Here is a 19,223-nt window from a genome sequence, read left to right on the forward strand (position 1 = left end):
CATGCCGGTCAGATACCTTCTATGCACAACCGCCCTGACGCTGGCGCTCGCCAGCTCGGCGCATGCGGCACGCAGCCTCGAGCAGGTCCGTTATGCGCTGTTTCAGGATAGCCAGGCGGAGGTCGAAGCAGACCTGCGCCATCTGGCCGCGCGTGGCGACCTGGGCGCCACGCGCCTGCTCGGCGAAGTGCTGGCCGGCCGCAGCCCGGCGAATACCACGCAGGCCATCGACCTGTTCAAGCAGGCCTTTGCCGATGGCCGCGGGGACATCGGCGCGCTGATCCCCCTGGCCCGCCTGGTGGACAACAAACCGCGCTGGCGCGAAGCCAATCGCGCATACATGCGCCAGGCCCTCAGCCGCTTTACCGCTGGACGAGACTTCATCGCCGTCGACACGCGCCTGGAAGTATTCCTGGTCTACCCCGAGCTGTTCACGCAGGACGAAGTCACACGCCTGATCGAACTCTATGACCGCGCCTGCCTGATCTACTGCCACGCGCCGCTGTACCGAGCGGTGGCGGCAGCCCGCTACGGCGAAAGAAGCGAAGCCGAGAAGTGGTTCCAGCTGGCCGTGGAAAGCGACCCGCGTGCCGTGCAGCGCTATTACGAGTTTCTTGGCGAGCAGCGCAACGTGCTGTTTCGCGCCTTCGCCGAACGCCTGGCGCCGCGCATGAATGCGCTGCCGGTCGACCTGGTGCACCGTATCGCCCAGCAGGTGGCGAACATCCGCAACATCGAGATCAGCACCTTTAACAACAACCGCCCGACCACTCGCGCGCAGACCGACGAAGAAAAAGAAGCCCGCGAAGTCAAGGCGAAGGCCCATGCCAGCCTGGTCGAACAGCTCGACCGGGAAGTGCTGCAGTGGCTGGACAACGCCATCGAGCGTGATTTCGGCCCGGCCATGCTGAGCAAGGCCAGCTTCCTCATGACCGCGCCAGACCGCTACAGCCCGGAGCCGGTGCTGGCCCTGATCCAACGCCTGGAACAACGCCAGGGCGAGAACCTGACCCTGAGCATGGCCGAACGGGAAAACCCGATCACCCCGCAGCGCATCAAGGCACTGCGCGCCAGCCTGCACATGGTGCTGTGGCGCACCCTCGATCCGCGCTTGAGCCAACGCCTGATCACCGAGCTGCAGGCCGAGCAGTATCCCGAGGCCCAGCTTCTCGAAGGCGACCTGTACAGCCAGGGCGGGCTGGACGAGCCCGATCAGGATCGCGCCCTGGAACTGTACCTGGCAGAGGCCCGCCAGGGCTCGGCGAACGCCCTGCTGCGCATCGCCCGCCTCTATACCTACGGCCGCGCCATCTGCCGCGATAACGGCAAGGCCTACGCCTTCGCCTATGCCGCCCACGAGCTGGGCGACCAGCGCGCCACCGATCTGATGCACTCGCTCAGCACCCGGCTCACGCCTGAACAGCGCGATATAGCCGCCGCCGAAGGCAACCGTCTTATCGAGGAATCCACACTGTGAGCGCTCCCAATTCCCTTGGCCGCGCAGCCCTGCTGCTCGCCTGTATGCCACTCGGTCTGCTGCACGCGGAAGAAACCAGCATCACCTCGCCCGAGCTGGAGCCGGTCACCTCGCTGCTGACACACAAGCTGTTCCTACGTACCGGCTACGGGCCGGACGAAACGCGCCTGGGCGAAGACCGTCGCAGCTTCTTCAGCCTGCGCTACGAGCCGTCCTATCGCTGGTACTCCCCCGAGCAACGCTGGGCCAAGTGGGAAGCCTTCGGCCGTCTGTGGCTCAACTACGACACCGATCCGAATGCCCTGCAAAGCGACGAGGGCAACGACGAGAACCTGTCGAGTCGGCGCCATGCCTACAGCGAAGCCCGCGAGTTCTATGTACGCCGCAACCTGCTGGGCGATGACCCGCGCTTCTCCGCGACTTTCGGCCGCCAGCGCTTCAGTGATCGTTTCGGCATCTGGTGGGACGACAGCATCGAAGCCCTGCGCCTGGACTACAACGACAGTTTCGCCAAAGGCTTCGTCGCCATAGCCGAGAAGTTCTACTACTACAACTCCGACGACAACCGACTCGACCCGCGCGACAAGAAGATCCGCTACCTGATGGCCGAGTACGCCTGGCGCTGGCACGCCGATCACTGGATCGGTGCGCGCCTGCTGCACGAGGACGACTACTCGGGCAGCTCGCCGGATGATCGCCAGGATTTCGATGGCCTACGTTATGGCGTATTCCTGCATGGTGACACCCGCCATCTGACATCGCTGGTCAGCGACTACCATCTGGAAGTCGCGGCACTCGACGGCAGGCTGGAAACCACACAGAACAATGGCCTGCGCGACAGCGGCGACAAGACCGGCTGGGCCGTGGTGGCGGATGTCGGCAAGCGCTTCGAAACACTGCCATGGACACCACGCGTAGGCATCAGTGGTGGCATCACCGATCGCCCAGACGACAGCGGCAGCGACGGTTTCACCCTCAACCGCATTCAGTCCGACCGGCGCAACGATCCGCTGAGCTACAGCAGTCGTCTGGTCAGCAACCTGGTCAGCGTCAACCTGAGCAACCTGGCCTTCTACGGCATCGTGCTGGAAACCCAGCCCACCGACCGCACTGCGCTGGATATGCGCATCAGCGATCTGCATCTGCGCAACCGTTCGGCGCAACTGCCCCTGCGCACCACCACCGAAGACGTGGTGCGCGATACCGGCTCGTCCCATCTGGGCCAGGTGCTCGACATCAACCACTACTGGCGCATGTTCCCGCTGGCCTACGACGGCAAGCGGGTACAGCTCAACACCCTGGCCAGCCTGAGCTACTTCAAGGCCGGCAGTGCGCTGGAAATCGGTGATGACTATCAACTGACGCTGGGCATAACCCTGACTTACTGACCGAGAGCAGCGCTAGCATGATCTTCGCCTCCAACGTCTTTCTGTTCCTGTTCCTGCCAGTGTTCCTGCTCTGTTACTACATAGCCAAGGACCACTGGCGTTCGTACGTGATCGTGCTCGGCAGCTACCTGTTCTACGCCTGGTGGCGTCCGGACTTCCTGCTGCTGTTCGTCGCCATCTCGTACTGGAACTACTGGTTCGGCCTGCGCATCAAGGCGCGGATCGATGTCGGCGAGAAGAAAATCGCCTTTCGCCTGTTGACCGTCGGCGTGATCGGCAACCTGGCCACGCTCGGCTACTTCAAGTACGCCAACTTCGGTGCCGACGTGCTGGTGGCGGTGCTGGAACCGCTGGGCATCAATACCTTCACCCTGGAACACATCATTCTGCCGCTGGGCATCTCCTTCTATGTGTTCCAGGCACTGAGCTACATCGTCGACATCTATCGTCGCAATGCCGAGCCGACCAATCGCTTCGTCGATTTTGCCGCCTATATCGCCCTCTTCCCGCAACTGATCGCCGGGCCGATCCTGCGCTACAGCCTGATCGACAAGCAGCTGAAGAACCGCACCCATTCGCTGGAGCTGTTCTCCCTGGGTGCCTGCCGCTTCATGCTCGGTTTCATCAAGAAAGTGCTGATCGCCGACTCTCTGGCGCCGATGAACACCCTGTTCATCAGTGGCGGCGGCGAACTGCAGATGGCCGATGCCTGGTTCGGCCTATTTATCTCGGCCCTGCAGCTTTATTTCGACTTCTCCGGCTACAGCGACATGGCCATCGGCCTGGGCATGATGATGGGCTTTCGCTTCGCCGAGAACTTCAACCAGCCCTATATCGCGCAGAGCATCACCGAGTTCTGGCAGCGCTGGCACATGACCCTGGCCGATTTCCTGCGCGACTACGTGTACATGCCACTGGTGCGCAAGCGCCTGGTCGGCATGCTGGTCGGGCTGGTCATCACCATGGTGCTGTCGGGGCTCTGGCACGGGCCGAGCTTCGCCTTCATCTTCTGGGGGCTGTTCTTCGGCATAGCCATGGTGCTCGAGCGCAAGCTGGACATCGCCACCAAGGTCAACACGCCCTACAACTTCTGGCGCAATGCCCGCTGCATGTTCGTGCTGGCCTCCTGCATGCCGCTGTTCTTCACCGGCAACCTGCCGCACGCCCTGCAGGTCTATCAGGCGCTGATCGGCCTCAATGGCATCGGCTCGCTGGACCTGTACTGGTTCGGCACCTCCGCCATGACCATGACCTTCACCCTGATCGCCCTGCTGTGGATCATCATCGCCGGCGGCATCAACATTCGCTATTACGCCGGCACTCACAAGGACCAGTACTTCATGCAACACGTCGGAGGCTTCAGCGCCCTGTTGCTGTGGGTCGGTTTCCTGCTGACGCTGACGCGCCTGGCCGCGAACTCCTTCTCACCCTTCCTGTACTTCCAGTTCTGAGGATGCCCCCATGTTTCCGGTGATGAACTCGGCCAGCAAGATCAATGGGATTCTCTTCTGCGTGATGCTGTGCGCCATGTTCCTGTACTCGCTGCCGACGGTGTTCGCCTTCGCCGGCACACAGACCCAGGCCCTTTCGCTGTTTCTCGACGGCAAACTGGTGCGCAAGTTCGAACAGTTCTACGACAAGCAATTGTTCCTGCGCGACCCGTCCGTCGAGCTATGGGCCAACATCCAGCACGCGATCTTTCGTGAAGGCGCCAGCGGCGTGGTGCTGGGCCGCGACGGATGGTTGTTCACCAACCAGGAATACCTGCAACCCCGTGACCTCGAGGGCAACCTGGAGCGACAAGTCGCGCTGATCGACAAGGTGCGCGCGCAACTGGCGCAACAGGGCGCGCGGCTCATCGTCCTACCGGTTCCGATGAAGCTGGACACCTACGCCGTACACTCAACCTATGTCCCTTCGGAGCAGATCAGCGGCCTGTACCAACACTTCAGCCAACGCCTGCACGACCACGGCATCGACACCGTGGACCTGCGCAGCGCCTACCAGAGTGCGGCGGCCACCGAGCAGCTGTTCCTGCGTAACGACACCCACTGGAGCCCGAGGGGCGCCGAACTGGCAGCCCAGACCCTGGCCAAGCAGTTTCCTGAACTGCAGGGCGAGACCCCTTACCTGACCCAGGCCGTCAGCGAAAAAGAGGTGACCGGCGACCTGCTCAACTACCTCAAGTTCGACCCCAGGCTGGCCCCCAGCTATTTCGAGCCGGTGCATATCCAGCTCTACGAAACCCTGCAGCAGAGCCGCAACGACCTCGCCGACAGCCTGTTCGGCGAAGAGGCCGTATCACTGGCGCTGGTCGGCACCAGTTACACGCGCATCGATGACTGGAACTTCGTCGGTTTTCTCAAAGAGGCCCTGCAGCGCGACCTGGTAAGCGTCGCGCTGGAAGCCCGCGGCCCATTCCAATCGATGAACGAATTTCTCGCCGGCCCAGCCGCAAAAAGCGGCGAGCTGCGAACGGTGATCTGGGAATTCCCCCTGCGCACCCTGCTCGCCCAGCGTCAGATTCCTTCTCCCCTGGCTACGCCAGAAACTGCCCAACACTGACCGAGGTACCGTCGTATGCCTGCCCTCATTTTCCGCGCCCTGATCATCCTGCTGACGATCGCCAGCGCCGCCGCCCAAGCCCAGGACGGCAACGCCGACCTTTACGACCCAGTGGCCCCGGCCAACTCGGCTTTCGTGCGAGTCCTCAACCTCAGCGAACGCAACATCGAAGTCACCCTCAGCGGCAAGAACAAGCCTCAGGTCGTCACCGGCGGGCAGTTCGGCGGATATCGCTTCGTCGCGCCGGGCAAGCAGCGCATCGCCGTGGCCAACCAGGCGATCGAGCATGAGCTGAAGGCCAACACCGCCAGCACGGTGATCTACCGCGACGGCCAGCTGCTGCTGATCGCCGACCAGTTCGTCAACGAACCGCGCAAGGCGCAGATCGCCTTCTACAACCTCACCGACAAGCCGGCGGCGTTGAAGACCGTCGACGGGCAGCACGTGGTGGTCGACACCATCAAGCGCGACGAGACCGGCAGTCGCATGGTCAACGAGCTGAAGATCGCCTTCGCCGCCTACGCCGACACCGAACAACTGATCGGCTTCGACGAGCTTTTCCTGAAAAAGGGCCGCTCCTACAGCTATGCCCTGCTGCCCGCAGCCAACGGCTACCGCGCGATAACCCTGGCCAACAGCATCGACCCCAGCGAATGAACCCTGAACGGCCAGCCAAACAAGTGAGCGGACGATGATCCCAAAGAGCATGAAGCACTATTTTCTACTGGCCGTCGGCAGCCTGATCGCAGCGAGCGTACAGAACGCCTCCGCTGCGGTTCAGGGTGAAAAGACCGATGAATGCACGGATTTGCAATGCCTGATCTGTCCGCAACTCAGTGCGCCCGAGGAATATGCCGAAGGCAACATGAAGTCACTCAAGCAAATCGTGCCGGGGAGCGACCGCTGGCTGTTTCGTTCGGAAGTCGACCTGACCAACGAGTTCGGCATTCCGCCGGCCATGCAGCCGGAATTCGCCCGCCTGATGCGTGCGTTCGCCAGCCATGGCACCCAGGTGGCGGTGGCCGTGCAACCGACTCGCGGCCTGATGCATCGTGCCCAGCTGCAGCCGGGACAGATGCATGGCTTCGATTACGCGCGCGCCAGCGCCAACCTGCGCAAGTTCCTGCAGCAGATGCGTGATGGCGGCGCCATCGTTCCGGACATCATGACCCTGGTGGAGCAACCGCCGAAGGATTTCTTCTTCCGCCGCGACCACCACTGGACCCCGGTAGGTGCAGAGGCCACCGCCCGGGTCACCGCCGACGCCATTCGCCAGCACCCGGTCTACGCGCAACTGCCGCGCAAGGGCTACGCCACCGAGCAAACCCTGACCCTGTACAAGGACGGTACCCTCAACCTCGGCCTGGCGGCGATCTGCGGCAACCACTTCGGTTATCAGTTCGTGCCCGGTTACCAGACCGTGCCGGAAGACAACGACGCTGCCCTGCTGTTCGAAGAGCAACCCGACCCGGAAATCGTCCTGGTCGGCACCAGTAACTCCGCCGCCCGTGAAGACGAGACCAAGCAGTTCAACTTCGACGGTTTTCTCAAGCAGTACCTGAGCAGCGACCTGATCAACTACGCCCTGCCCGGTGCGGGCCAGGACGGCTCGCTGCTGGAATACCTGCTGTCGTCCAACTACGCCCCGGACAAGGCGCCCAAGCTGATCATCTGGGAACTGCCGGCCAACTATCGCCTCGATGGCGACCTGATGTACCGCCAGCTGATCCCGGCCGTCAACGGCGGCTGCAAAGCCAGCGACAGCCTGCTCGAAACCCGCGTCGAACGCCCGGCCATGGGCCTCAACGACCGTCTCGAACTGCTCAGCAACGCCGGTGCGCAGCGCAAGGACCTCAAGGGGCGCAATGCGGTGCTCGACATCCGCATCAGCGACCCCAACATCAAGAACTTCTACATCATCACTTACTACGACAACGGCACGCGCGACAAGGTGTGGTTTCGCCGCGAGGCCATCGTCACCGGCGGCCAGTACTACCTGGAACTGAGCCGCGCCGCGGAGTTCCGCGACGCCAACCTGCTGTCGGTGCTGCTCGAGCCTACCCAGGTGGTGGAACAGCCCTTCCAGATCGAGACCAAGCTATGCCTGTAAGGATTTCGCCCGGCCGCCTGACAGCCATGCTGGTGCTGCTCGCCGGCCCCATGAGCGCCAGCGCCACGCAGTCGATCTGGAGCAACCACACGCCGAACATAGCGGCGCAGATGACGGGCGACTACCGCAACGAAAGCTGCCCGAAAAAACCGCCTGCCGCCTACACCGGGCACCTGCAACTGGACAGCAAGTACGACCAGAGCGACGCCAGCAAATCGCGGTTGGTGGCGCGCCAGAGCAAGGACACCGAACGCATCCGCCAGCAGGTCAAGCAATACATCGGCGGCCTGGTGAAAGCGACTCAGGTGTTCCAGCGCACCAGCAAGGCCAACGAAGCCACCACTGCCCTGGCCTGCCTGAACCTGTGGCTCGATGCCTGGGCCGGCAAATCGGCACTACTCAGCGACGACGCCAGCAAGACCGGCGTCGCCTCGCGCAAATGGGCGCTGGCCGCCATCGCCTCGACACTGCTCAAGGTGCAGGCCTTGAGCGATCAGCGCTATCAGCTGAGCGCCGTTCAGACGCGCTGGCTGGGCCAGCTGTCGGCCAAGGTGATGGCCGAGTACGAACCACGCCGCTACGACAGCGGCATCTACTTCAACAACCACGACTACTGGGCCGCCTGGGCCGTGGCCGCCACCGCCATGCTGCTCGACGATGACCGCGCCCTGGCCTGGGCCGATGTCGCGCTGCGCCGCGCCTTCGCCCAGCTCACCCCCGGCAGGGGCGACTACCAGTACCTGCCCCTGGAGGTCGCGCGCGGCCGCCTGGCTGCCGACTACAGCCAATACGCCCTGGTGCCGCTGATGCTGCTGGTGGAGGCTGCCGAACATAACGGTCGCCCGCTCACCGAGCAGGAGCGCGAGAAACTCGCCGGCCTGGCCAACTTTGCCGCGCGCGCCGTGCTGGAGCCCAAGACCCTGGCGGAACTGACCGAGCGCCAGAGCGAAGTCGGCCCGCACAAGATGGTCTGGGTGCTGCCCTTTCTCACTCGCTATCCGCAGCACCAATGGGCCGCACGCCTGTACCAGGCACACGGCAAAGCCATCAATCACTACAGCCAGGTAGGCGGCGATCTGAAACCGCTGTACCCCCAGCTCAACTGACGCAGGATGCCACCATGTCCCAGGCACTGACCCTCTCCCGCGCGCTGCTGCTGACGGCCTGCGCAGCCTGCAGCCTGAGTGCCCTCGGCGGCCCGACGGCCTTGCACACGCTGGACCCGCAATGGCAACAGCAGCAGCAACAGCGCACCAGCCAGCAGATCATGCAACACAGCCAGCCACCGGCCTTCGACCTGCAGGCACCGGCGCAGCGCGGCAACGCCAGCCTGGAGCCGATGTACTCCGCGCAGGCGGGCAGTTGGCCCTTCGAGCCGTTCGTGCACAACGGCCTGTTCCGCGCCATCGCCGGCTACCAGGCGCAACACCCACGTACAGTGGTCATTCGCGGCGGCAGCGTCACCCTTGCGCAACTGCACGCACAGCTGAACGACCCACAGGTTCTGCGTAAACATGAAGACGGTTACCTGCTCAGCTACCCGCTGATGATCGCCGAAGACGCTGCTCTGCTCATCGACGATCAGGTGCTCTACCTCTTCGGCCCATCGGGCACCGCGCTGATCAACCAGGGTTTGCTGCAGGTAAAAGGCTCGCGCCTGGAAAGCTGGAGCGACGGCCGCGCGCTGGCCACCGACCGCCCTACCCGCCCCTTCATCATGAACTGGGCCGGCAGCCGACTGCGGGTTGTCGACTCGCACCTGGTCAAGATCGGCTACAACGCCAACTTCTCCCGCGGCATAAGCAGCGGCATCAGCGCGCAGCAATCGGCCACTCGGCCGGCGGCGCGCATCCTGATCGACAACAGCCGCTTCGACAGCATGGCCAGCGCCCTGGAGCTGCGCCACAGCGAGGCCCTGATCCGCAACAACCAGTTCAGCCACCTGCAGCAGTACGGCATCGATCTGGGCAACAGCCGCTTCCTGATCGCAGACAACCGCATCGACGACGTAAAGCACAACAGCGGCATCCGCATCGGCGGCAGCAGCAGCGGGCGCATTCAGAACAACCTGATCCTGCACACCGGCAAGAGCGCCATCGAAGTCAGCGAGCAGAGCGGCGCCCTGCTGATCGAGAACAACCGCCTCGGTGCGTCCAGGGGCTACGGCCTGATGCTGCGGCAGATCAACGGCGGCGCCGGGCTGCTGATCGAGAACAACCTGATCGCCAACAGCCGACTCAGCGCCATCGACGCAGGCGGGCTCAGCGGCGCCCTGATCATCGACAACCGCATCCAGTCCACCCCCGAATACGCCATCAGCCTGCGCAACGAGCAGCTCACCGCCGGCCAACTGGTCATCACCGGCAACACCCTGGAAAGCATCGGCAAAGCCATGATCCGCGTGGAAGGCATGCAGAACACCGTGCTGGGCAGCAACCAGTACCGCGCCAACCCGCTGTTGCAGAACCTGCTGATCGGCGACCTGCTGCCGCTACAGAGCCAGATCCTCGACAACACCGTGCGGCGCAACTGCCACCTGCAGATATCCCAGCCCCTGACCGGCACCAGCAGCAGCGCAGACGCCCCCACCTGCACCAACTGACCTACGCCAGACGTGGCCAAAAAGCCTGCACTCATCCTGATCCGAGTGCAGGCCAGGACACTAACGATGCTCGACTTTCAACGCTGAAAACACGGCAGCCCCGGCACTGGTCTCATTGCCGTTGTTGTCGAGCGTGTAAACGCCCGCCTTGAAATACAAATTATGGCTGGCCCAGGCCGAGTTGAGTACACCGCTCCAGGTCTTGACCGCACCACCGGGCTCGACCAGGCCAATCGTCAGCCTGCCGTTCTTCGCCAGAAACACCTCATAACTGAAATCCTGATTCAGCTTGATCTTGCTCGACAGCACGATCTTGGTTGCATTGGCGCCGGCCGGATTGCCGCGAAACGAAATCACCACATTGCCATAGCCAGTGGGCGACAAGGATTGATAGCCCAGCATCACGGGGGGCGAAGTGCCGTTCTTCGAATGGATCTGGGAAAAGGCGATCAACCCGTTCGAAGGCACCTGGGTGATTCTCGCCGTGGCGGTCAGTACGTTATCCGCAGCGCTATAGGGCCAATTGCGCAGAGCACCGTTGGCGAACGTCTCGCGCAACTCACTGCGCGGGTAGGTCGAGTTGGCTGTCGTGGTGCCGTTGACCGGCGCCCAGAAAAACAGCCTGCCCTCCTTGGACTGAAAGTAGTGATCCTGATAACCACCGGCCAGAACGGGAGTGGAAATAACGGCGGCTGGAACACCGACAGGGATGGTCAGGTTCCAGGTGGACAGGTCGATCATGGGGGCGGTACTCCAAGGGTGAAACAGTGGTCTACGCCCGATCTATCCATGGCCGTGCCAGCATCGCTTCGAGCGTTGCAGCGGAGAATATCGGCACTCTCAGCGGCAGTTAACGACCATCCGTCACCATGCTGGCGCTATTTTTTTGACTTCATAAAACATGGCCAACAGAAAAATCTATCCACCTATTCATCGTTAAGGAATTTCCCAAGCGAAACGCCGATTAGTGCGCCAAAACTGACGGAACCGGCGCCAACAAGCGCTTTGCAGAAATGTGCGCCAGCTCGCGCTTTGTAGCGCGGCGAGCGCTAGCACTCCTTTGAGGGCGCTCGACCATTTGCGGCTGGAACAAGCAAACACCCGGAAACGACAAAGCCCCGAAGCGCATTGCGGTTCGGGGCTTTGGTTTGGATATGGCGGGAAGATAGGGATTTGAACCCTAGGTGCCATTGCTGACACAACGGATTTCGAATCCGTCCCGTTCGACCACTCCGGCATCTTCCCAAGCGGCGCGAATCATAACAGCTGAATGCGCTTTGGCGAAGCTTATTTTGAAAATTTTTCGTGTTCTATCAGGCGCTTGTGAAAAAGCCGGGGGCTGCCCGGCCTTCTCTCGCAGGGCTCAGGCGGTCAGGCGGGTCAGCGCTTCGCGGTACTTGTCAGCGGTTTTCTGCGCGACATCTGCCGGTACGGCCGGGGCCGGGGCTTGCTTGTTCCAGCCGGTGGATTCCAGCCAGTCGCGCACGAACTGCTTGTCGAAGCTCGGCGGGTTGCTGCCTTCGGCGTAGCTGTCGGCCGGCCAGAAGCGACTGGAGTCCGGGGTCAGCACTTCGTCCATCAGGGTCAGGGTGCCGTCTTCGTCCAGGCCGAATTCGAACTTGGTGTCGGCAATGATGATGCCGCGGGTAGCGGCATACTCGACAGCCGTGGTGTACAGCTTGATCGCCGTGTCACGCACCTGGGCAGCCAGTTCGGCGCCGATGATGGCTTCGCACTGCTCGAAGCTGATGTTCTCGTCATGATCGCCCACGGCGGCCTTGGTCGAGGGGGTGAAGATCGGTTGCGGCAGTTTGGCCGCTTCCTTCAGGCCAGCCGGCAGGGCGATGCCGCAGACGGTGCCGCTCTTCTGGTATTCCTTCCAGCCGGAGCCGACGATGTAGCCACGCACGATGGCTTCCACGGCGACGGGCTTGAGGCGCTTGGCGACCACCGCACGGCCTTCAACCAGTGGCAGCTCGGCGGCGGACACGACGTCCTCGACCTTGTCACCGGTGAAGTGGTTGGGCACCACGCCAGCCAGCTTGTCGAACCAGAAGTTGGAGATGGCGGTGAGGATCTTGCCCTTCTCCGGAATCGGTTGTTCGAGGATGACGTCGAATGCCGACAGACGATCGGTGGCCACCATCAGCATGCGCTTGTCGTCGATTTCGTAGAGGTCGCGGACCTTGCCCGAGTAGATCTTCTTCAGGCTCAGGGTGGTGGGTGTGCTCATGTCGGCATTTCCGTTTCTGGCAAACAAAACAGGCGAAACCTTTGCGGGTTTCGCCCATCGATTAACGGCTGGAGCGCGCTGCAGGCCGTTGTTCAACGGCCTGCTGGCGCCAGTCAGCCGAGATTATCCTGGATCAGGCTCAGCACGCGGCGCGATACATCGGCCGGGGCAATGGTGTTGAGGTCTTTTTCCACGGTGACCTGGACGCCATCGCCAACCGGAGTCAGGCGCACCTGGTAGCGCTCGGCGCGGGCTTCGATCTCTTCCTTGCTCGGCGCGCTGCCGAACAGGCGACCGAAGAAGCCTGGCTTCTCTTCGTTGATCTGAGCGCCTTCGGCCATGTTGATGTAGTACAGGCCAAGGCTGCGGTTGAGGTCGTCGACGCGCACGTTGCCGAGCTCCAGCGAACGACCGACGCCGGACCAGGCACGGTCGAAATCGGCACCGAGGTTGAGCACCGGGTTGCCGTTGCCGTCTTCGCTCAGGCTGACGCGGCTGGGCGCATCGTAGTCGCGTGCGGCGAGCAGCGATACCGAGCCGCCCTGCTCCACGCCACGGGCCATGCTCACCAGCATTTCGTCGAGCAGTGCAGCTTCGAGGCTGGCATTGCCGCTACGGGCAGCGAAATCAACATCGGCAGTGCTGCCGGCAGAACGCTCGGCGCTGGTGACGAAAACTTCACTGGTGTTGCGCTGCACGCCCGGCTCGATGCGCACGCGCACGCGGGTTTCGGCATCCGCCGCAACGCCGGAAACGCGGCTGCTCAGACTGCGCGCCATGCTCGTGGAGAGCTCATCGAAACGCTGCCAGGAGGTGATGAACTCACCGGTTTGCGGACGCTCGCTGGCGATACGGAAACCGTTGTCCTCGAAGAACTGACGCACCAGCGGCCAGACTTCGGCCGGCACGCGCTGGGCCACGACCCAACGCGAATCGCCGCTGCGCTGCAGGCTGAACTCGCGCTCGTCGGCACGTACCTGCAGGCCTTGCGGGCGCGGCACTTCGAACTCAGCGGGGGTCGCGGTGCTGCTGGCCACCTGGGCAGGCACCGGCAGCAGCGGATCGAGACGCTTGGCCTGGACATCGGCCGGCAATTGCATCGGTGCAGTCTGGCGCGCTTCCAGGTAGTCGCTGCCGCGATCACGGAAGTAGCCATTTTCACCCCAGAGCCAGCCGCAACCGCTGGTACTGGAGACGATCAGAGCAAGGGCGGAAAATCCGGCCAGTCGCTTCATGCGTAGAATCCTTGAGTTAAGCCAATACACCGCACTGGCGCATGGCCTGGCGCAGCGGTTCGTGACAGCGCGGGCTGAGCCAGGTCAGCGGCAGACGAATACCGTCGCCCATCAGACCCATTTCGTGCAGCGCCCATTTCACCGGAATCGGGTTGGATTCGAGGAACAGTGCCTTGTGCAGCGGCATCAGACGGTCGTTGATGGCGCGGGCGATGGCCGCCTCGCCACGCATGGCGGCGGCGCACAGGTCGCTCATGGCACGCGGCGCAACGTTGGCGGTGACGGAGATGTTGCCCTTGCCGCCCAGCAGCATCAGTTCGACGGCAGTGGCGTCGTCACCGGAATAGACGAGGAAATCCTTGCTGACGCGATCCAGCACGTCCTGAGCGCGCTGCAGGTCGCCGGTGGCTTCCTTGATGCCGATGATGTTGTCGATCTTCGACAGGCGCTCGACGGTCTCCGGCAGCATGTCGCACACGGTACGGCCCGGCACGTTGTAGAGGATCTGCGGGATCGAGACGGCTTCGGCGATGTGGCGGAAATGCAGGTACAGGCCTTCCTGGGTCGGCTTGTTGTAGTACGGGGTGACCAGCAGGGCGGCGTCGGCGCCGACTTCCTGCGCGGCACGGGTCAGCTCGACCGATTCACGGGTGGAGTTGCCACCGGTGCCGGCGATCACCGGGATACGGCCGGCAACCTGCTTGACCACGCGCTTGATCACTTCGATGTGCTCGGGCACTTCCAGCGTGGCGGACTCACCAGTGGTGCCGACCGCGACGATGGCATTGGTGCCCTCTTGCAGGTGGAAATCCACCAATTTGCTCAGGGCCTCCCAATCCAGACCACCCTGCGCATCCATGGGCGTGACCAGTGCCACCATACTGCCCGCAATCATGCAACCGCTCCTGCCGGAAAAATTGAGCCGTAATGGTACTGGTGCCACCAATCCGGCACAAGCAACGGACAGGGGCTTATCAGGTCGTTTGAACACTACCTGCGTTTTTCCACGACCGGCTATCGGCGCAGGCCATCGTCCGATGCACAAGGCATCGCCATTCCCCTCGGCGGTGCTTTTCGCTAACCTGCTGTCTTTGGTCTGCGGCTTCTCGTGCGTGGACCGTTCATCGCTTTAGGAAGGCTGCATGTCCACCCCCCCCGTTCGCGAACAATTCCTCGTCATCAGCGCTCTTGGCCGCGATGCCATGGCCCTGACCAACCTGCTCAGCCGCACCAGCCATGAGAACCGTTGTGCGGTGATCAGCACTCGCCTGAGCCGTCACGGTGAATTCAGCGCCCTGGTGCTGCAGGTGTCCGGTAGCTGGGACGCACTGGCGCGCCTGGAGTCGAGCCTGCCGCTGCTGGCCAAGAAGCATGATTTCAGCGTGGACCTGGCGCGCAGCGCCGCCGCCGAAGTGCGCCCGCAGGCGCTGCCTTATGTGGCCTACGTCAGCGCCGTGTACCGCCCGGACATTCTCAACGAGCTGTGCCAGTTCTTCATCGACCACCGCGTCGAGCTGGAAGCCCTGACCTGCGACACCTACCAGGCGCCACAGACCGGCGGCACCATGCTCAACGCCACCCTGACCGTGACGCTACCAGCCGGCACGCAGATCAGCTGGCTGCGCGACCAGTTCCTCGATTTCGCCGATGCGCTGAATCTGGATGCCTTGATCGAACCTTGGCGCCCACAGAATCCCTGATAGCCGCATGCAAGGAGTTTCCATGCCCGTTGAACTCGACAAAGCCGTTGCCGACTTCCAGGCCGAGGCCACCAGTGGCCAGCAGGTAAAGCTGTCCGCCCTCAAGGGCCAGCAGGTCGTGCTGTATTTCTATCCGAAGGACGCGACCCCGGGCTGCACCACCGAGGGTATGGACTTCAGCGCTCGCTTCGAGCAGTTCAAGGCGGCCAACACGCTGATCTTCGGCGTGTCGATGGACAGCCTGAAGAAGCACGAAAGCTTCAAGTGCAAGCAGGCGTTTCCCTTCGAGCTGATCAGCGACGAAGAGCACCAGCTGTGCGATCTGTTCGGCGTGTACCAGTTGAAGAAGAACTACGGCAAGGAATACATGGGTATCGTGCGCAGTACCTTCCTGATCGACAAGGACGGCGTGTTGCGTGAAGAGTGGCGCAACGTCAAGGTCGCCGGCCATGTCGACAAGGTGCTGGCGGCAGCCGAAGCCCTGAACAAAGGCTGAGCCCCTGCCCTGCAAATGAAACGCCGCGACGGCCAATGGTGGCAGTCGCGGCGTTTTTGTTCGGCGTTAGCCTGGTTTGAGCTGTGCAAGCCCAAGCTAATGCCGCTCAGCCAAGCATCGATGCAGCACATGTGTAGGAGCGGCGCCCCGCCGCGAACATGGGTGGCGCGCAATCGAAAAGCCTCACCCCAGCCCCAGGGCGGGGCTCCTACGCAAGGCCGCGTTGGAACCCTTAATTACCCAGGCACGGCCTTTGCCATCGACGCCTTATTCGGCGGACACCGGCTCGGTACGCGGCCAGGCGTTGATCACCGCCTTGAACAGGGTCGCCAGCGGAATCGCGAAGAACACGCCCCAGAAGCCCCACAGCCCGCCGAACAGCAGCACGGCGCAAATGATCGCCACCGGATGCAGGTTGACCGCCTCGGAGAACAGCAGCGGCACCAGCACGTTGCCATCGAGCGCCTGGATGATGCCGTAGACCACCATCAGGTAGAGAAACTGATCGCTCCAGCCCCACTGGAACAGGCCGATCAGCGCCACCGGCACGGTCACCACCACCGCGCCGATATAAGGCACCACCACCGACAGGCCGACCAGCAGCGCCAGCAGCGCGGCGTAGTTGAGGCCCAGGTAGGCGAAGGCGATATAGGTAACCACACCGCAGATGATGATCTCGATGAACTTGCCACGGATGTAGTTGGCGATCTGCTGGTTCATTTCCTGCGCGACCTGCGTGATCAACGCGCGCTCGCGCGGCAGATAACCGCGAAACCACTGGCCGATCTGCTCGCGGTCCTTAAGGAAGAAGAACACCAGGATCGGCACCAGCACCAGGTAGATCATCACACTGACCAGCATCGGCAGGCTGGACAGGGAGAACGACAGCGCCCACTGGCCGAACTTGCCAGCTTCGCCGCGCATGCTGTCGATCAGTTGCACGACCTGCGCGTCGGTGATCAGGTTCGGGTAACGCTCCGGCAGCAGCAGGAACACCGATTGCCATTCGGCGGCCATACGCGGCAGTTCATTGAACAGCGTGCTCAACTGCTGCCAGAGCAGCGGCATCAGCACCAGCATAAACACCGTCAGGCCGCCCATGAACAGGGTGAACACCAGCCAGACCGCCAGCACCTGCGGCACCTTCAGGCGCTCCAAACCGTTGACCAGCCCCTGCATGAGAAAGGCCAGCACCAGGCCGGTCAGCACCGGCGCGAGCATGCCGCCCAGCGTCAGCACCACGGCAAAACCCAGCACCAACAGCACCGCCAACACAACCGCCTGTTCGTCGGAGAAGTAACGATGCAGCCAACTACGCAAAACCTTGACCATCAGAATTCCTTAACGCAGAGAAATGCCGGTTCTTTCACTACGCCCGCCATATGAAAAATGGCGCACGCCGCGCATGAATGACTACGGGGATATGTTTCAAGCTGCAACAGCTGTTCAGGCCTTGCGCAGCCAATAGCGGTAAATGCCTGCCTCGAGCTCTTCATGCAGCAGCGCATGCCCGGCCAGGCTGGCGAAGGCGCGAAAGTCGCGCTGCGAGCCGGCGTCAGTGGCGCTGACCTTGAGCACCGCGCCACTGGCCAGGCGATTGAGTTCGAGCTTGGCCTTGAGCAAGGGCAGCGGGCAGTTCAGCCCGCAGGCATCGAGTTCAGCATCGAAAGCCGGTACGTCTGTCATCATCTACTCCTGATAGGTCGGCTAGGATACCCAAGCCGCCACAACCCTGGCCAGCGCGGTAGCTGGCCGGCTACAGTAACGCCTTTGCCTCCCGAGAGCCCTGAGTGCATGACTTTTCTGCGCCCCACCCTGCTGACGCTGGCCTGCCTGTTCGCCGCCCACACGGGTGCCAGTGACCTGCCGTCGCTAGGCGACGCCAGCTCCTCGATCGTCTCGCCCCAGCAAGAGCACCAGCTCGGCCGTGCCTGGCTCGGCCTGCTGCGTGGCCAGGTTTCACAACTGGACGATCCGCAACTGAAGGATTTCGTCGAGACCAGCGTCTATCGTCTGTCGGAAACCAGCCAACTGCAGGACCGCCGCCTGGAGTTCGTGTTGCTCAATAGCCCGCAGCTCAACGCCTTCGCCGCCCCCGGCGGGATCGTCGGGGTCAACGGTGGCCTGTTCCTTTATGCCCAGACCGAAGCCGAGTACGCCTCGGTCATGGCGCACGAATTGGCGCACTTGTCGCAGCGCCACTTCGCCCGTGGCGTCGAAGCCCAGCAACGCATGCAACTGCCGCTGATGGCCGCCATGCTTGCCGGTATCGTCGCCGCTGCTGCAGGTGCTGGTGATGCGGGCATCGCCACCATCATGTCGACCCAGGCCGCTGCCATTCAGGAACAACGGCGTTTCTCCCGGCAGAACGAACAGGAGGCCGACCGCATCGGCCTGGTCAACCTGGAAAAGGCCGGCTACGACCCACGCGCCATGCCGCTGATGTTCGAACGGCTGATGCGTCAGTACCGTTACGACGCCCGCCCGCCGGAATTCCTGCTCACCCACCCGGTGTCGGAATCGCGTATTGCCGACACCCGCAACCGCGCGGAACAGTACCCGGCCACGGGCCGCGAAGACAGCTTGCGCTACCAGTTGATGCGCGCCCGCGTGCAACTGACCTACGAAGAGACGCCGGGCGTTGCGGCCAAGCGCTTTCGCGCCATGCTCGACGAGAACCCCGGCCTCGATGCCGCACGCTACGGTCTGGTGCTGGCGCAGATGAAAACCGGCCAACTCGCCGAAGCCGGTGAAACCCTGGCGCCGCTGCTGAGCAAGACCCCGGACGATATCACCTACAACCTGGCGCAGATCGAGCTGGATATGGCGGCCAACCGCCTGGACGCTGCCGAGCGACGTCTGGAGCGCATGTTCACCCTCTACCCGAGCAACTACCCATTGCAGCAGGCTCGCGTCGATCTGCTGCTCAAGCAGCAACGCATCGCCGATGCCGAGCGCGCCCTGGACAATCTGCTCAAGACTCGCGCCAAGGACCCGGACGTCTGGTACCAGGTCGCCGAGGTGCGTGGCCTGAGCGGCAACACCATCGGCCTGCACCAGGCACGCGCGGAGTTCTTCGCCCTGGTCGGCGACTACAACCAGGCCATCGAGCAGCTGGACTTCGCCAAGCGCCGTGCCAGCAACAACTTCCAGCTGGCCTCGCGCATCGATGCCCGTCAGCGCGAACTCTCCGAAGAGAAGCGCCTGGTCGAGCAGATGCTGCGCTGATCGGGACTGCAGCGAATAGCCTGATAGTGGCGGTGCGCACGGCGCACCCTACCCGTCGCCCATGGCGGCACCGTAGGGTGCGCTGCGCGCACCGATAACGGCGTGGTATCCCGGATGCAATCCGGGAAACGGCGCCCCCAGAATTGCATCCGGGCGACGGAAGCCTGCGAATACCGCCCCATAAAAAGA

17 protein-coding genes and 1 tRNA gene are annotated in these 19,223 nt (G+C 62.9%); 11 read left to right on the forward strand and 7 right to left on the reverse strand.

The genetic code is table 11. The features are described from left to right. Position 1 precedes the first annotated feature (1 nt). The 8 genes from JWV26_RS01390 to JWV26_RS01425 are packed head-to-tail and all read left to right on the forward strand — an operon-like array spanning position 2 to position 10,142. Positions 2–1,477: a tetratricopeptide repeat protein gene (locus JWV26_RS01390; RefSeq protein ID WP_206418209.1), complete on the forward strand. Its 1,476-nt coding sequence runs from the start codon at positions 2–4 to the stop codon at positions 1,475–1,477. Then, positions 1,474–2,865 (forward strand): alginate export family protein, encoded by a 1,392-nt coding sequence (locus tag JWV26_RS01395; RefSeq protein ID WP_206418210.1) that lies wholly within the window; start codon positions 1,474–1,476, stop codon positions 2,863–2,865. Before JWV26_RS01390 ends, JWV26_RS01395 begins: the two co-directional genes overlap by 4 nt. Positions 2,866–2,882: 17 nt before the next feature. Continuing rightward, positions 2,883–4,316: an MBOAT family O-acyltransferase gene (locus JWV26_RS01400; protein WP_206418211.1), complete on the forward strand. Its 1,434-nt coding sequence runs from the start codon at positions 2,883–2,885 to the stop codon at positions 4,314–4,316. Positions 4,317–4,326: 10 nt separating this feature from the next. Then, positions 4,327–5,430, forward strand: a complete 1,104-nt coding sequence (locus tag JWV26_RS01405; protein ID WP_206418212.1) for an alginate O-acetyltransferase — start codon at positions 4,327–4,329, stop codon at positions 5,428–5,430. Between the two features lie 15 nt (positions 5,431–5,445). Beyond that, entirely contained in the window at positions 5,446–6,087 is a 642-nt protein-coding gene (locus JWV26_RS01410) for an alginate O-acetyltransferase AlgF (protein WP_093050724.1), read from the forward strand. A 49-nt stretch (positions 6,088–6,136) separates the two neighbouring features. Next, positions 6,137–7,540, forward strand: coding sequence for an alginate O-acetyltransferase AlgX-related protein (locus tag JWV26_RS01415; RefSeq protein ID WP_241201264.1), 1,404 nt, complete (start codon positions 6,137–6,139; stop codon positions 7,538–7,540). Further along, the gene (locus tag JWV26_RS01420; RefSeq protein WP_206418214.1) at positions 7,531–8,646 is read left to right on the forward strand and encodes a polysaccharide lyase; all 1,116 of its coding nucleotides are present in this window, start codon (positions 7,531–7,533) and stop codon (positions 8,644–8,646) included. Before JWV26_RS01415 ends, JWV26_RS01420 begins: the two co-directional genes overlap by 10 nt. A gap of 14 nt (positions 8,647–8,660) precedes the next feature. Continuing rightward, positions 8,661–10,142, forward strand: a complete 1,482-nt coding sequence (locus tag JWV26_RS01425) for a right-handed parallel beta-helix repeat-containing protein (RefSeq protein ID WP_206418215.1) — start codon at positions 8,661–8,663, stop codon at positions 10,140–10,142. A 60-nt stretch (positions 10,143–10,202) separates the two neighbouring features. Here JWV26_RS01425 and JWV26_RS01430 read toward each other — a convergent pair whose 3' ends face one another. From JWV26_RS01430 to dapA, 5 genes are all read right to left on the reverse strand, one after another. Then, positions 10,203–10,883: a polysaccharide lyase family 7 protein gene (locus tag JWV26_RS01430; protein WP_206418216.1), complete on the reverse strand. Its 681-nt coding sequence runs from the start codon at positions 10,881–10,883 to the stop codon at positions 10,203–10,205. 414 nt (positions 10,884–11,297) lie between these two features. Next, positions 11,298–11,387: transfer RNA gene (locus tag JWV26_RS01435), tRNA-Ser, on the reverse strand. A 118-nt stretch (positions 11,388–11,505) separates the two neighbouring features. Next, a complete protein-coding gene (locus tag JWV26_RS01440; protein ID WP_072425347.1) occupies positions 11,506–12,375 on the reverse strand; it encodes a phosphoribosylaminoimidazolesuccinocarboxamide synthase in 870 nt (289 codons plus the stop codon). Between the two features lie 113 nt (positions 12,376–12,488). After that, complete coding sequence (gene bamC, locus JWV26_RS01445; protein ID WP_093050709.1) at positions 12,489–13,610, reverse strand: outer membrane protein assembly factor BamC; 1,122 nt, start codon at positions 13,608–13,610, stop codon at positions 12,489–12,491. 16 nt (positions 13,611–13,626) lie between these two features. After that, positions 13,627–14,505: a 4-hydroxy-tetrahydrodipicolinate synthase gene (gene dapA / locus JWV26_RS01450; RefSeq protein ID WP_003460631.1), complete on the reverse strand. Its 879-nt coding sequence runs from the start codon at positions 14,503–14,505 to the stop codon at positions 13,627–13,629. A 247-nt stretch (positions 14,506–14,752) separates the two neighbouring features. Here dapA and JWV26_RS01455 point away from each other — a divergent pair, with 247 nt between their 5' ends. Both JWV26_RS01455 and JWV26_RS01460 read left to right on the forward strand, forming a co-directional pair. Beyond that, complete coding sequence (locus JWV26_RS01455) at positions 14,753–15,310, forward strand: glycine cleavage system transcriptional repressor (RefSeq protein WP_072425349.1); 558 nt, start codon at positions 14,753–14,755, stop codon at positions 15,308–15,310. A 22-nt stretch (positions 15,311–15,332) separates the two neighbouring features. Next, positions 15,333–15,806 (forward strand): peroxiredoxin, encoded by a 474-nt coding sequence (locus tag JWV26_RS01460; RefSeq protein WP_017679082.1) that lies wholly within the window; start codon positions 15,333–15,335, stop codon positions 15,804–15,806. 267 nt (positions 15,807–16,073) lie between these two features. Here JWV26_RS01460 and JWV26_RS01465 read toward each other — a convergent pair whose 3' ends face one another. Together JWV26_RS01465 and JWV26_RS01470 are read right to left on the reverse strand one after the other, a co-directional pair. Beyond that, positions 16,074–17,138, reverse strand: a complete 1,065-nt coding sequence (locus JWV26_RS01465) for an AI-2E family transporter (protein ID WP_072425350.1) — start codon at positions 17,136–17,138, stop codon at positions 16,074–16,076. 114 nt (positions 17,139–17,252) lie between these two features. After that, complete coding sequence (locus tag JWV26_RS01470) at positions 17,253–17,492, reverse strand: sulfurtransferase TusA family protein (protein ID WP_074916198.1); 240 nt, start codon at positions 17,490–17,492, stop codon at positions 17,253–17,255. A gap of 108 nt (positions 17,493–17,600) precedes the next feature. Here JWV26_RS01470 and JWV26_RS01475 point away from each other — a divergent pair, with 108 nt between their 5' ends. Beyond that, positions 17,601–19,034: a M48 family metalloprotease gene (locus tag JWV26_RS01475; RefSeq protein ID WP_072425351.1), complete on the forward strand. Its 1,434-nt coding sequence runs from the start codon at positions 17,601–17,603 to the stop codon at positions 19,032–19,034. Positions 19,035–19,223: the final 189 nt, after the last annotated feature.

Source organism: Ectopseudomonas toyotomiensis, assembly GCF_017167985.1.
Classification (GTDB): domain Bacteria; phylum Pseudomonadota; class Gammaproteobacteria; order Pseudomonadales; family Pseudomonadaceae; genus Aquipseudomonas; species Aquipseudomonas toyotomiensis.